Raw genomic sequence first — 12,529 nt, forward strand, 5'->3', positions numbered from 1 at the left:
ATCCTGAGCGGGAGCATAAATGCGGCGTCAAGATGGCGCCGTCTCCTAATGACCGCTCGTGGCAAGCCGATTACTTTGGGGCCGCAATTCGAGGCTAACGCAGAAAGATTAAGGTTGTCCAACCGAACAAATCGTGCCACGCCGATTGGGGTAGCTGCTATCATGCCGCGCATCGCGCGCAGGTGTAGCTCAATGGTAGAGCAGAAGCCTTCCAAGCTTATGACGAGGGTTCGATTCCCTTTACCCGCTCCATCGGGCCTCTAGCTCATGCCTGGTTAGAGCAGCGGACTCATAATCCGTTGGTGCCGTGTTCGACTCACGGGAGGCCCACCAATTAAAGAAGGGCTGCTCTACGTTCTGATTCCTCCCATTTTGGCTTAATGTAGTATCAGCCCTGTAAAGGCTTTTATCATCGGCAGGCAGCACGATAGCAGATACGCCCACAAAAAAAAGCCCTCAGCCGGGCAGGTAGAGGGCCAAACGTCCATGAAGAAATCGGGTAACCCTTAGTCACCCGCAGTCAGTATCTACCCGCCTACGTCTGCCCGCAACCCGGAAAGAAGGCAGTGCCGCACCGCATCCGAGACACAGACGTCACTTGGCGAGTGGACTGAAGGTCTGAAAGAACGCCAGTACGTCGCCAGCATGAATATATCTGAGACCTCTCGGCATCCGCCCGAACGCCGAGCCGATGGCAGCGATGGCGCCCTGATGCCCTTTCGCGATACTGCGGTCTGGACTCGGAAGGTATACGTGTTCCGGGGCGCACGGCCCGGGGAAAGGCCAGGTTCTCCCATAAACGTGGTCCATACCGAGGGTTGGCCGGAAAGGGATTACGCTCTGCAGAGCATAATTACGAATCCCGGCCGCCCCTCTGTTTGAAGCGTTCACCGATTCGGAGTCATCGAGGAACAACTGTCTCTTTCACACCTCGGACAGCTTCAGCAGGGCAGGGATGCCTGCGCGGACGGATTCGCGCCAGCTGCGCCACGACAGACGCGCGGCGAGTCGAGGTCAGGTTCTGGCATTTGACGGGAGCGCGCGGGAGCGATCACGCGGCTCGCATCCAGCTGGCCCAGCACGGGCGGGCTCCGGCCGAGCGGCAGGGACCACGCGAACTCAACGTACGCCAAGCAAGTAGCTGATCGTTCTTGCTGGGCGCCATCCGGTGCGTCAGCCTCAAGATCCAACGAGAATGTTGACCTCGAATCTCCACCCCTATTGGCACCCACTGGCCAGAAGAAGGGGAAGCGCTCATTTGATGGGCACCGAATGCCCGGAAGTGCGAGCAAGTCTTCGATGCTGCGCCCTGGTCGACTGCTCGGCATCCACCCGGCGCCGTGCGGGTCTACCCCGGAAGTTGATGTGCACCAGATTCGATTTGCGATGCAGAATTGCGGCACAAAGACCCGTTTAATCCTGACATTAGAATTTCTTAGATCAAGGCAAAATGCCCTTGTAGTACCTGCTACCGCCCGCGCCACATCCCGGCATCCCGGGCGTTTTTTTGCCTGTCAGGCCCGTTCAGGTTCGGTAGCTTTGCCGCCAGCCGGGTTATCGCCATATGACGAAGGTCGTGCCAGTGGGAAACATTACGGGCAGCCTGTTCGCACCCTAAACGCTTCCCACCGGCTTCGCTGCTATTCGGCAAACAGGTCGGGGCCGAACACTTCGTAGTGGATGCGTGCTTCACGGATGCCCAAATCCTTCAGCGCGTCGTGCTGCAACCGCATGAACGGGATCGGGCCGCAAATGTAATAGTCCGCATCGGGCAGCAGGACCGAATCCTTGATCGCTTTGACATCGACAAGCCCTGCGTGATCGTAGTCCCGGCCCGCGACATCCTGCGGCAGCGGGTCATCGTAAAACACGATCACGTCGAGATTGGCATACGTCTTGGCGGCTTCACGCAGCCGGTCACGCATGGCGTGCACGCCGCTGTTTCGCGCACCATGCACAAATACCACTTGCCGCTGCGGGTCCTGTATGGCCTTTTTGAGCATGCTGACCATCGGGGTCAGACCTACGCCGCCGCTGATCAGGACAATGGGTGTCTTGGCGTTGACATCGATATGGAAGCTGCCGTAGGGTGCCGCTAGCTTCACCTCGTCTCCGACATTGACGTGATCATGCAACAGGCACGATACATACCCCGGTGGCTGCGTACCGCCGCTTTCGCGCTTCACTGAGATTCGATAGCTGCGCCCATTGGGCATATCCGACAAGCTGTACTGGCGAATCTGCTGCAAACCTAGTGCTGGCACTTCGACGGCAATGCTGATGTATTGGCCGGGTTCAAAGTTCACCACCGGCCCACCATCCGCAGGTTCAAGGATGAACGATGTGATGACATTGCTTTCGGGCCGCTTCTCACGCACGACAAAGGTACGCCAGCCGGTCCAGCCGCCCAACTGCGCGGCGGACCGCTCATACAACCCGCTTTCCATGCCCATCAGCACGTCGGCCAGATTCCCGTAGGCTTGTGCCCATGCCGAAATGATCTCATCGGTTGCTGCACTGCCCAACACTTCCTTGATCGCGGCCAACAGGTGTTCCCCGACGATGGGGTATTGTTCCGGTCGGACGCCCAGACTCGCATGCTTGTTGGCAATGTTCTTCAGCACGGCCATCAGGCTGCTTGGGTCCTCGATATTCTCCGCATAGGCGTAGACCGCACGTGCCAGCGCCTGCTGCTGCTGGCCCTGTTCCTGATGGGCCATGTTGAACACGTTCTTCAGTTCGGGATGCGCTTCGAACATGCGCTTATAGAAGCACTTGATAATGTCGTTACCGTGTTCGGCCAGCACTGGTGCCGTGGCCTTTACGATGTCCTTCGTCTTCTGGGTCAACATTGCTTCTCTCCGTTGCGCGGGCGTTGGGGTCGCCAAATCGGGAAGGCTAGACGGTGGCCTACCTCGTCGCCTTGATCAAGGTCAAGTCTAGGTGAGACGTTCTTGACAGAGCAACGCGCATCGGTTGTTGAAGGCATGAACGTGAACTGCGGCACTTCCAGGCGGAGATCGATATCGTCTACGCTTTGCGTCGCAAGATCGATTTTTCGTCACACCGTGGCAGCCGTTGCCGTCAAGGCATTGAGGCAGTTGGTCAGCAGGGCGGGTGAAGACGTGAGTCAGACTAAGGCTTCTAAAACAATCCTTTAGCCGCCCCCGCCACCCAGTCGCCCGACTTGCCTCCATGCTTCTCCAGCAGCTTCACATCGCCCATCACCATGCCGCGGTCGACCGCCTTGCACATACTGTGGACTGATTAGGCGGACTTCAATGCCGAGTGCCTGGAAGCGACGTGCCCAATGGTGCGCTGTGCTGCAGGCTTCCATAACGCCCGATCCGCGAACAATGGACTCAACTGTTTGTAGGGGGCGAAACGTACCCCACGGCCTGGGGAACCATCCGACCCTCAATTGTCCGTCGGCGAGCGGTTGATTGGAACCGGCGCAAAGTCGAAATGGGCGGCGGCATACACGGCATTGCACGCCCATACTTCTTCCCCGTCCTTATAGAAGGTCACCCATTTGCCGTCGCTAATGCATTCGGCGCCGGGGAAGACTTCATCATGGCCGTTGGAACCGTCCAGTGCAAAGGGCGCGTGGGGCGTGGCCCAGTAGTGTCCGTTCGGTAAGGCCTCGATTGCTTTTCGGGACATTCTCTTCAGTACCGCCATGCGGTGTCACTCAACGTGCTATTCAACCCCGCCGCGGCGAAACGTATTGTGTCAATCCCGCAACGGCGTGGCACCGTCCCGAGACATCCTCGTGTAGTCTCACTGCCAATTACCTCCTGCTATACGGTGGAAGTTCGCCATGGCGCAATACCTCCAAATTGCAGTCCGAGCCTTCGGTGTCGGCGCCATCCTTGTGATCGTCGCCGTTGCCTCCCGGCAAGTATATCTGCGGGTCGCTGCTGAGGCTGGCATTCCCGGCGGTGAAGAGGATCCCGCGGCAATGATGTTGATCCAATGCGAGGCCAAGCACAGCCGCCTGCAGAATCGGCGTATTTCCGAAGATGCAGCGGATGCTGACGAGGCGCCGCGTGCCCGGTGTATGGAGTCCTGAACTCGCAGAAAACCTAAGCAGTCTGCAGTTCACGCTCCGTGTCTGAGCGCGTATATGGCCGACATGCGGCTGGGCCGGGACGTCTTCGCAAGCGCCCCTCGCACGCGCCCAGCCTTGGCGAATATCCTCGCCAAGGGCGCTTACCGCAGTGGGGTTACAAGGTGAACATCAGAGGCGCGTCATGCCGAGCGGCAAGCGCATGCCGCAACCTAGGCGCGGCTGGAGGCTGGGCGGGCGGAGTTGGAGGCAGCTGGTGGAGCTGCGTACCCAATTCTCGACCGAACTGGAACGGGCGCGAGCAGGTAAGCATCGCCCAGGAACGCGCCGAAGCCAGCGAGCGGCGCGCGCTGCGCGCTCGATCAGGAGCCCACCGCGCGGCAGAAGAACGAGCACGCGGCCGAAGACCTGCGCACGGAACTGGCACAGTCGCGCAGCGAGGCCCGGGTCGCGGCGGAAGGCCGGTGGCCAAGGGCCGATCGCGAATGAAGAACCGGGTGCGCCGGCGCTCCCCCTCAACCCACATGTTGGTAACGACGGCAACGGAAATTGAGCGGGCGGACGCGATCCGCTGGATCCGGGCGCAGATGCTCGAGTACGGGCTGACGATGGAAGAGTTGGAGGCGGCCGGGTGCTTTGCGCCGCCGCCGAGCCCGCGCTCGGTCTGCTACCGCAATGCCGAGGGGCTGAGCTGGGACGGGACGGGCGAGATGCCGGACTGGCTGCGGCGGGCGGTCAATGCGGGGCAGACGGTAGAGTTTTTCCGCGTCGGGTAGCACAAGAAGGCGACCCTGCTAGTTTCGAGGCCTGCGACGGCGTCGAGAATTGGGGACGCCGAGGTAGGGTCCATGCCCGATGGCGTGAAGTTGGGGGCATGCCAAGATTCGCCCAAACCGCTATCACATGCGCGCGTCCCTCGCGGTGTGGCGACAACTCCCGGGCGCCTGCCATGGCCCTTGTGATAGCGGCACATCCCCTTCTCAAAGAAAATGGGCCGTGAACTGCCGGCCTAAACTTCCTTCATGTCGAATATGAGCATGTCAACGCCGGCCTGGGCGAAATTGGCCACGTCAGTTGCTGCCGCGGCGCCCTCAGGTGAAGCCATTGCCTGCTGGAGCGCCGCCAGCGAATCGAAGCTCAGCACCGCAACCAGGTGAAATGGCGAATCGCCGGCCGGGCTTCTAACCGGGCCGCTGCTGACAGCGTCGCAGGCCGGCGATCTTCTTGGCGATCGGAACATGGGTCGAGAAGTAATATGAATCGAACGCCGCCGTGTCCGCAGGCTTCTTGTATGGCACCACTAGCTTTGCCATCGTGGTTTCTCCAGACGTGAGTTAGATAGGGCCTGAGCCTGCTAGTGTAGCTTTCCTATAGCGTGTGAAAGCCATATCTGTCAGGACACGTATCGTTCGGTGCGCTTGATGCATAACGCTACAAAACCGTGGTTCGCAGCGGGTTCCGGCGTGGGTCGACAGGGGTATGGCTTGGGGCACGCGCTGTGGAACGCTACGAAGTCAGGCCCCCCGCCATTCCATCCTTCGAGGTCGGGCGCTTGATAGACAACTAGCTACAGAAATTACGGCCGCTGTGCCGAGAGCGCTCCGTTTGGTCTTCGGCACGAGCTGACTGACTCTTAACGAATGCGGCGCACGGCTTCGAGCATGGAATTCCCCTGACTTGTCAGGCGGGGGTAGGCATCGCCGCTATCAAATGGTCTCTTACTGCGACGAAACCTAAAAAAGCCCGCCGGGCGGCGGGCTACGACGACTGGGTCGTCGGCTTGCTTCTTGATTCTTGCCTGGCAAGCAGTGATACCAGAACGCGAATCGTTAGCGATCGATCAACGGCCGATCTGCTTGCTCACTGCGTTTTCCTGCTGGTTAAGGGCGCGCTGGTCGGCACGGGTAATGTGGCCGCCGTCATGGCTTGCCATGGTGCGTTCTTCGGCGCGGATCTGGTGATCTTCTCTGTGCAGCTTAGCTGCCTGGCCGCGGGACATTTCACCTTCCTTGACCTCTTGGTGGATACGAGCGTTCTGGTTGGCCAGACGCCCGTTGACCTGCTCGCGACGCGGGTGATTCTTCTGCCACTGGGTATCGTTTGCCATCGCGCCACCAGCCATGCCTGCCGCCAGAACAGCGATTGCCACACTTCCGATCAGTTTGCGAGTAAACACCGTGAGCTCCCTTGCTTGTTGATGCCCGGCAGGATTGGCCGCGCATGATCCAGTAACGCCGCGGAATCGGGCGGCGATGACGAGGGGGCGGGGAGTGCTTTGTAACGATTTGTTGACGCCGAGGCTGATTTTGATGCGTTGATATCGATGCGTCGAGATCGAGAGTGAGGGTAGTTTTCTGTAATTTCCGGCCGCTCAGGTTCAGACATGGAATGCCGCAAGCAGGGCGAGCACGCCGCCGAGCGCGTCCACACCGTACGAGGTGTGCATGAGGCGGGCCGAGGGGGCAGCATCTTGAGCATCTGAGGCGATGCATACTTACTTCGGATGCCTCGATTCCTGACTATCGCGAAGACTCTGCTCGTGCAACTCAATTCAAAGTCCATGTTCCAAGCGCAGCTCCAACAGATCCAGCAATTGAGCGTAGTGCAGTGTGCCATCCGCGTTTGCGACAAGAAGTAGCCCGCCAGTCCCCACCTCGCCCTCTCCCTGCACAAGCCTCAACCATCGCAGATAGGCGCCTTCCCTTTCCGCCGTTGCGATCGACCTCCCTTCGGCAATCTCCGTCGCCAGTCTCTCAATGAAGTTCTCCAACCGATCGCGCCGAGTCTGCGCAGGCGGGAACGCATTGAGGTATGGCGCTCAATAGCGTGCCCGCCGGCGTCTGCTGGAGCAGAGGCGCTCGAGCGGCAGCTGGGTGAGTTGCGTACTTAATTCCCGACGGACCTGGAGCGCACCCGCGAGCAGGTGGCCGTGGCGCAGGAACGAGCCGAGGCCACCGAGCGCCGCGCGCTGCGGGAGATCGACCCGGTTGTTGGTCACGCTGGGTGCCAAGGAGCCAGCGCCGCCCCTGCATGCTCCTGACGACCACTCGCCGGTGGTGGCGCGGGAACTGTCGGGCATGCAACCGAACGTGCTGCGGCAGGACAACGGCGTGCATGTGGCACAAGCCTCCAGGCGCTGTTGTCTATGTGGGAGGCTGCGACCGCGAGCTCCCGGGGGTGACCGTTTTGCAGGAACGCTGCCCGGTCGGGAGAGTGTTTGGCCGACAGCCTCTGATCGGGCACGAGCGCTTGACTTGTATCAAGTGCTCATTCGGGGCACCGACTAAATTGAAGTTAAACGCTGCGCAGGCCGGCGGAACACAGCCATGATCTCGATCCCGGCGCCAGCCTGGATCCCGTAGTGCTGAGTTCCACCGCGCAGGCTCAGCGGTCTCACGCGTGCCAGACGTGCACTTGTGCAAGGGTTAAAGAACATATTCCCGCAGGAGACTCAAGATGTACAAAGTGATCATGGTCGCCGTCGACGGCAGCAAGTGCTCGACGCTCGCACTGGGCGAAGCCGTTCGCATGGCCCGGGCTTGCGACGCCGATCTGGAGATCATTCACGTCGTCGACAACAGTTACCTGAAATACGACGTGGGCTCTTTCGATGTGGGAGATCTGCGCAAGAGCTTGATTGAGAGCGGCCAGAAACTGCTCGCCGAAGCCCAGGCCACTGCCCACGCCCAGGGCGTGCGTAACAAGACGCGCCTGGTCGACAATCTCCTGGCTTTAGGCGATGTCTCTATTGCAATCGAACAAGCCGCGCAAGAATGCGGGGCCGAGCTCATCGTGGTCGGAACGCACGGACGCCGCGCCATGCGGCGCGTCCTGCTTGGTAGCGTCGCTGAAGCCCTGGTGCGCGAGTGCAGCGCGCCTGTGCTACTGGTGCGCGAGCCTTCCACAGAATGAAGCCCGTCCGATGCTCTGCACTAACCATCTTTTTAAAGCGTAGGGCGGCGGCGTGACGACTGATGCGGGGTAGGGCAGAGGCGCGACGTCAACACGGAGGGCCGCTGCGGCAAGTTCGGCCGCCGAAATACGCCTGCATCATCGTCAGTTAGTACAAATCGATGAGCAGAGACTGTCGTTTAATTAGGCCGATGCCCGTGCTCGCCCCCAAGACGTTTCCGGCATCAATAAGACGAGAAGAGAGGCCCAGAAGCAGCGATGCAATGGAAATGGCATCCATCATCGCGTGATGTCATGAGCCAAGAACAAGGCGGCCTGCTTCCGGTGCCTGACGGTAGCGCAAAACGAGATCGATCAGCAGCCGGGCATTGTGAGGATTCTCTTAGGCTGGGAAATTCGTCTCGCCTGGGGCATCAAAAGCGCGGGAGATAAAATGAGCGACGATACCCTGGTCACTCCTTTCAAGAGCAAACCGGTTCTGGACTACCCATGCGGCGAGGCGCCCGTGCCGGGGGCGGCGTGTGAGATTGCGGCAGGGGTTCTTTGGATACGAATGCCGATGCCGCTCAGCCTGATGGATCATGTTAACTTGTGGGCTGTGCGCGACGATAACGGTTGGGCGGTCTTCGACGCCGGGCTGCAGACTGGCGACACGACAGAGGCATGGCGCAAGTTGTTTGCAGGCTACGGGGCTCTGGCACAAGGAGAGCTGACACGGCTGTTCGTCACGCACGCGCATCCGGATCACATCGGTTTGGCAGGGTGGCTGACGCGAAGGTTCGGCTGCCAGCTCTGGATGACCCGGACAGAATACCTCACGTGCAGGATCGTAGTGGCTTATATCGGCCGCGAGATGCCCGACGACGCTGTGATTTTCTATCGAAGGGCTGGCTGGGATGATGATGCGATCGAGGTCTACCGTACCTACTTTGGCGGATTCGGCAAATACGTGTACGCATTACCCGACAGTTACCGGCGCGTGCGCGACGGCGAAGAGTTGCGCATCGGAGGCCATGTGTGGCGCATCGTCGTTGGCGCCGGACACTCGCCGGAGCATGCCTGCTTCCATTGCCCAGAATTGAAGTTGCTGATTTCTGGCGATCAGGTACTACCTAATATCTCATCCAATGTCTCTGTCAACTTCACTGAGCCTGATGCCGATCCGACGAGCGACTGGTTGGCGTCACTCGACAAACTGCAGCAGGAGATACCAGACGACGTTCTGGTACTCCCGGGTCACAATGCGCCATTCCACGGACTCTGCCGGCGGCTCGACTATCTAAAACGCAGTCAGCACAACGCACTCGATCGCCTGCGACACGCCCTGGGTCGACCCCGGCGCGCGGTCGACGTATTTGCGCAGTTGTTCTCGCGCCCCATCGGATCCGAACCCAATCTGCTGGATGTGGCCACCGGCGAGAGCGTTGCGCACCTCAATTATTTGCTGCATCGGGACGAAGTCGAGATGGAACTCGACACCGATGGCGTTGCCTGGTACCTCATGAAATGAGCCGCGTGCCTGCGCTTCATGTCATGGCGCTCAGGTGCAGGGGTTGCTCTTCGCGGGGCAGCAAGAAGTGTAGCTTTTGTGCCAGTGAAAACCGTTCAAGACGGCGCGCGCATCAATGTTCCGGTAAGAAGCGCGGAGGCGCATGACTTGAGCGACGACCAGGCTAGGGCGGATGCGGCCCATCTCCAATCGAAGTAATATGCGCCATTGCTCCAGCCACAATCCCAGCATGCGGAGCCACATACATCATTGAAGAGTGAGAAGAGCGGTATTCCATTCCACTTAGGATCCTGCGCATTGATTTCCCCCAGAAGAGTTGGGGGAGCGTGGTTGCCATCGAAGCCAGTCAGAACGCTAATCTCGTGCTCTGGAACAGCCTGGATAGCGGCGTAGGTAGATCAATACGTCGAATCCTGTCTGGACACTCGCGCCTCATGCGCGATCTGCATGCGTAGTGCCTTGAAGCGCTCTTGTACATTGTCCCCAAAGAGCGGATCGGGGCTAGCTGGAACGGTTGCAGCAACTTCCGCCCAGTCATCTTGTGTCAGCAGCTGCGCAGCGCGAGGCATTACGTCTCGCTCCTCAGCCGAAATGTGGCTGCGATAATACACAAGGTAAGTGGCGGTGGCCGCCTCTAGAGCCGCTCGCGGGATCATAATATCTCCCTCGGCCTCATTCAGCCGATTCAAGAGATCTTCGCCGGCTGTAGCAATCACGCGGTGCTCTTGCAAAAGGCGGTTAACCACCAATTGCATGCCTGGATCTCGCCCAACAAGCCGTGCATACGCAACATCCTCGCGGGGATGGTGAACGCGATCGCCAAAATTCCGCATGTAGTAGAGGATCGTGCTCATCAGGTCATAATTCGGGCGCTCCCCTCGGTGGAAAGCAGCTACGTGTTCTTCCAAAAGGTCGAGTAGGCGAGCGAAATTAACGTGCTCAGCATGCCATACGGCGAGTGGTTCGGTCATGACGCGCTCCATCAAACGGGTCAAGTAAGCGATAAGCCGTTAGATCCAAAACGAAGATGCGCAACTGCGCACGCCTGGTCGCGACAACGCTCAAGGAGATCTATGCGATTAATACTAGTCCTGCGTATCTAGGCAGGGACTGATATAGGTCAATAGATGGGCCCACAGCGATTGGCTCCGGCGGCCATTACGCCGAAAAGGATCGACGCCATGATCTTTGTCATGGCAATCAACCTCTTCGGCGTGCGGCTCTGGTGCAAATCGGGGGCGGCGGGAATTTCGACGAGCGCGAGCCCACAAAGAGTAAGCAGGGAGATATCGACTGCTTGTTCAAGGGGTGGTACTTTGACCGGGAAGGTCACCGTCCTGTGCGCGTGCTGGTACCTGCGATACAAGCTCAGCTTACGAGACCTCGTTGAAATGATGGCCGAGCGCGGCCTGTCGCTTGCGCACACGAAGGTCATGTAAAGCGGTTCACTCCGAAGGTTGTTAAGCGCTGGAATCGCACGTCTTACCCTTGGAAGGCGAAAAACACCTTACTGGCTTGAAACGACCATGAAACCGTCCTGCCTCACCCGTATGCGAACACATGTCCTGCTTCTTGCCGCGGGCATGGCGCTAACGATACCGCCCGTGCATGCCAAGGATGGCGCCAGGCTCGCGCAGCTATGCGCGACCTGTCATGGGCCGCATGGCCACAGCGAATCGCCGATGTACCCGCGGCTGGATGGGCAGACACCTGAATACCTGCAGGCGCAGCTCAAAGCGTTTCGCGAGCAGGGCCGCGCGGAAACCGACGCGCGCACGCATATGTGGGGAATCGCCGCCCGGCTTGACGACGCGGCGATACAGTCGCTGGCGGCCTATTACGCGAGGCAGGCCCCAACGCCGGGCACGACCGGTGCCCCCGAGTTGATGGACAGGGGGCAAGCCATCTTCGAGAAGGGCATCCCCGGCGGCGGGGTACCTGCTTGTGCTTCATGCCACGGCGCACAAGCCCAGGGTGCAGGCGCATTCCCGCGGCTGGCGGGGCAACACCAGGCTTATCTACTGCGGCAGATCGAGGTATTCAAGAACCGTTCGCGCGGCAACTCGCCCGTGATGAGCACCGTGGCACACGATCTGAGCTACGACGACGCCAGGGCGGTGGCTGCCTACCTGCAGTCCAGGTGAGCCGCGCCGCCGGCCTTGAAAACGCCCTGGGCCAGCTGAACGCGCGGGATCGCCTTCCGGACTCACAGCGCGCCCAAGCTCCGCAGCTTTGCCCTCAGCGCTTCGATTTCTTCCTGGGCTCCTCTTGATGGGGTCCCCTTGATTTTGCTGCAGGTTACCGGGATAGCGATCCCTAGCATTCATGAGAATCCACGGGGAGGTGTTAGGGAAATATTCATTAAATCAATCGGTTGCTGTCTGCCATTTTTTGTCCGGCTGGTTGCTCAATACGGCACTTTCCTGGCCTGTACGTTGCGTCCCAGTCTCGTTGTCGCTAATCTCGGCAGTCCGTCTCACGCTTGGGAGAAAGCGCGATGGACCACTGGCAACTGGCTTATCTCGGCATGCGGCAGATTCCACGCGAACTCAATGGAGAAGCGAGCAACGCTTCACTACGTTTATGACCCCTTTTGTGGATGGTGCTATGGGCTAGCGCCGCCGGTGTCGGTAGCCGCCGAGATCCATGGCCCCGATGTGGTGCCCCATAGCGGCGGCATGTTGGCCGGAAAGGAGGCGAAGATGATGTCTCCAGAGTGGCGCGATTTCGTGCGCCCCCCGACCACAGATCAGCGACCAGATTGGCCAGTGGCTACCGCCGCGTGCCGTGCAAGCGCGCTACGCGCGCACGGCATCGAAACGCTGGCAGACCTGACGGTGCGCATGCCGCGCCGACGCCGCTGGTGGGCGATCGTGTCGGGCCTGGGCCCGGCGAGCGCCCGGCAGGTCGAAGACTTTTTCGCCCAACACCCGCGGCTTACCGCGCGCGCTCACGCCCCGATCGCCGTCGTCGATTGCGGAGTTATCGTGCCATGGTAGCGTCTACGCTTGCGGCTGGGGAGCGTACCTGGCTGCTTG

General features: G+C 59.9%; 10 protein-coding genes, 2 tRNA genes and 6 pseudogenes. 11 read left to right on the top strand and 7 right to left on the bottom strand.

Annotated elements, in window-relative coordinates; translation table 11 throughout:
• Positions 1 to 176 precede the first annotated feature (176 nt).
• Both ACYP5B_RS08215 and ACYP5B_RS08220 read left to right on the top strand, forming a co-directional pair.
• Positions 177 to 252 (top strand) — tRNA-Gly (locus tag ACYP5B_RS08215).
• Positions 253 to 254: 2 nt separating this feature from the next.
• Positions 255 to 333, top strand: a tRNA-Ile gene (locus ACYP5B_RS08220).
• Positions 334 to 1,640: 1,307 nt separating this feature from the next.
• Here the strand turns inward: ACYP5B_RS08220 and hmpA are convergent.
• The 3 genes and pseudogenes from hmpA to ACYP5B_RS08235 form a co-directional block, all read right to left on the bottom strand.
• Positions 1,641 to 2,852 carry an NO-inducible flavohemoprotein gene (hmpA, locus tag ACYP5B_RS08225; protein ID WP_459569249.1) on the bottom strand — a complete coding sequence of 404 codons (1,212 nt, stop codon included), beginning with the start codon at positions 2,850 to 2,852 and terminating at the stop codon, positions 1,641 to 1,643.
• A gap of 398 nt (positions 2,853 to 3,250) precedes the next feature.
• A pseudogene (locus ACYP5B_RS08230) lies at positions 3,251 to 3,376 on the bottom strand (IS110 family transposase); the annotation flags it as partial.
• A gap of 41 nt (positions 3,377 to 3,417) precedes the next feature.
• On the bottom strand, positions 3,418 to 3,681 hold the full coding sequence (locus tag ACYP5B_RS08235) for a hypothetical protein (protein WP_459569250.1): 264 nt from the start codon (positions 3,679 to 3,681) through the stop codon (positions 3,418 to 3,420).
• Positions 3,682 to 3,820: 139 nt separating this feature from the next.
• Here ACYP5B_RS08235 and ACYP5B_RS08240 point away from each other — a divergent pair, with 139 nt between their 5' ends.
• The 3 genes and pseudogenes from ACYP5B_RS08240 to ACYP5B_RS08250 all read left to right on the top strand — a co-directional run bounded on the left by ACYP5B_RS08240 (position 3,821) and on the right by ACYP5B_RS08250 (position 4,845).
• Positions 3,821 to 4,072: a hypothetical protein gene (locus ACYP5B_RS08240; protein WP_459569251.1), complete on the top strand. Its 252-nt coding sequence runs from the start codon at positions 3,821 to 3,823 to the stop codon at positions 4,070 to 4,072.
• A gap of 183 nt (positions 4,073 to 4,255) precedes the next feature.
• A pseudogene (locus tag ACYP5B_RS08245) lies at positions 4,256 to 4,525 on the top strand (DNA-binding protein); the annotation flags it as partial.
• 68 nt (positions 4,526 to 4,593) lie between these two features.
• Entirely contained in the window at positions 4,594 to 4,845 is a 252-nt protein-coding gene (locus tag ACYP5B_RS08250) for an H-NS histone family protein (protein ID WP_459569268.1), read from the top strand.
• Between the two features lie 233 nt (positions 4,846 to 5,078).
• On the opposite strand, the pseudogene ACYP5B_RS08255 reads toward ACYP5B_RS08250, so the two are convergent.
• Positions 5,079 to 5,382: pseudogene (locus tag ACYP5B_RS08255) on the bottom strand (EthD family reductase).
• A 527-nt stretch (positions 5,383 to 5,909) separates the two neighbouring features.
• Entirely contained in the window at positions 5,910 to 6,191 is a 282-nt protein-coding gene (locus ACYP5B_RS08260; RefSeq protein WP_267600711.1) for a hypothetical protein, read from the bottom strand.
• Between the two features lie 729 nt (positions 6,192 to 6,920).
• On the opposite strand from ACYP5B_RS08260, the pseudogene ACYP5B_RS08265 reads away from it, so the two are divergent.
• From ACYP5B_RS08265 to ACYP5B_RS08275, 3 genes and pseudogenes are all read left to right on the top strand, one after another.
• Positions 6,921 to 7,052: pseudogene (locus ACYP5B_RS08265) on the top strand (DNA-binding protein); the annotation flags it as partial.
• A gap of 473 nt (positions 7,053 to 7,525) precedes the next feature.
• A complete protein-coding gene (locus ACYP5B_RS08270; protein WP_459569252.1) occupies positions 7,526 to 7,981 on the top strand; it encodes a universal stress protein in 456 nt (151 codons plus the stop codon).
• 433 nt (positions 7,982 to 8,414) lie between these two features.
• The gene (locus ACYP5B_RS08275) at positions 8,415 to 9,491 is read left to right on the top strand and encodes an MBL fold metallo-hydrolase (RefSeq protein ID WP_459569253.1); all 1,077 of its coding nucleotides are present in this window, start codon (positions 8,415 to 8,417) and stop codon (positions 9,489 to 9,491) included.
• A gap of 398 nt (positions 9,492 to 9,889) precedes the next feature.
• Here ACYP5B_RS08275 and ACYP5B_RS08280 read toward each other — a convergent pair whose 3' ends face one another.
• The gene (locus ACYP5B_RS08280) at positions 9,890 to 10,462 is read right to left on the bottom strand and encodes a hemerythrin domain-containing protein (protein ID WP_459569254.1); all 573 of its coding nucleotides are present in this window, start codon (positions 10,460 to 10,462) and stop codon (positions 9,890 to 9,892) included.
• A gap of 149 nt (positions 10,463 to 10,611) precedes the next feature.
• Positions 10,612 to 10,824, bottom strand: coding sequence for a hypothetical protein (locus ACYP5B_RS08285; RefSeq protein WP_459569270.1), 213 nt, complete (start codon positions 10,822 to 10,824; stop codon positions 10,612 to 10,614).
• Between ACYP5B_RS08285 and ACYP5B_RS08290 the strand changes: the two are divergent.
• The 3 genes and pseudogenes from ACYP5B_RS08290 to ACYP5B_RS08300 all read left to right on the top strand — a co-directional run.
• A pseudogene (locus tag ACYP5B_RS08290) lies at positions 10,778 to 10,927 on the top strand (IS6 family transposase); the annotation flags it as partial. The gene ACYP5B_RS08285 and the pseudogene ACYP5B_RS08290 overlap by 47 nt on opposite strands.
• A 114-nt stretch (positions 10,928 to 11,041) precedes the next feature.
• Positions 11,042 to 11,635 carry a c-type cytochrome gene (locus tag ACYP5B_RS08295; RefSeq protein WP_459569269.1) on the top strand — a complete coding sequence of 198 codons (594 nt, stop codon included), beginning with the start codon at positions 11,042 to 11,044 and terminating at the stop codon, positions 11,633 to 11,635.
• Between the two features lie 589 nt (positions 11,636 to 12,224).
• Positions 12,225 to 12,487: pseudogene (locus tag ACYP5B_RS08300) on the top strand (phage integrase family protein); the annotation flags it as partial.
• Between the last annotated feature and the right edge of the window lie 42 nt (positions 12,488 to 12,529).

The sequence above is a fragment of the Cupriavidus sp. 8B genome (assembly GCF_054589115.1).

Bases quoted from the DNA above. Each gene is read 5' to 3' on its own strand.
- ACYP5B_RS08280 (WP_459569254.1), bottom strand. From the start codon at position 10,462: ATGACCGAACCACTCGCCGTATGGCATGCTGAGCACGTTAATTTCGCT.
- ACYP5B_RS08250 (WP_459569268.1), top strand. From the start codon at position 4,594: ATGTTGGTAACGACGGCAACGGAAATTGAGCGGGCGGACGCGATCCGC.
- ACYP5B_RS08240 (WP_459569251.1), top strand. From the start codon at position 3,821: ATGGCGCAATACCTCCAAATTGCAGTCCGAGCCTTCGGTGTCGGCGCC.
- hmpA (WP_459569249.1), bottom strand. From the start codon at position 2,852: ATGTTGACCCAGAAGACGAAGGACATCGTAAAGGCCACGGCACCAGTG.
- ACYP5B_RS08260 (WP_267600711.1), bottom strand. From the start codon at position 6,191: ATGGCTGGTGGCGCGATGGCAAACGATACCCAGTGGCAGAAGAATCAC.
- ACYP5B_RS08235 (WP_459569250.1), bottom strand. From the start codon at position 3,681: ATGGCGGTACTGAAGAGAATGTCCCGAAAAGCAATCGAGGCCTTACCG.
- ACYP5B_RS08295 (WP_459569269.1), top strand. From the start codon at position 11,042: ATGCGAACACATGTCCTGCTTCTTGCCGCGGGCATGGCGCTAACGATA.
- ACYP5B_RS08270 (WP_459569252.1), top strand. From the start codon at position 7,526: ATGTACAAAGTGATCATGGTCGCCGTCGACGGCAGCAAGTGCTCGACG.
- ACYP5B_RS08275 (WP_459569253.1), top strand. From the start codon at position 8,415: ATGAGCGACGATACCCTGGTCACTCCTTTCAAGAGCAAACCGGTTCTG.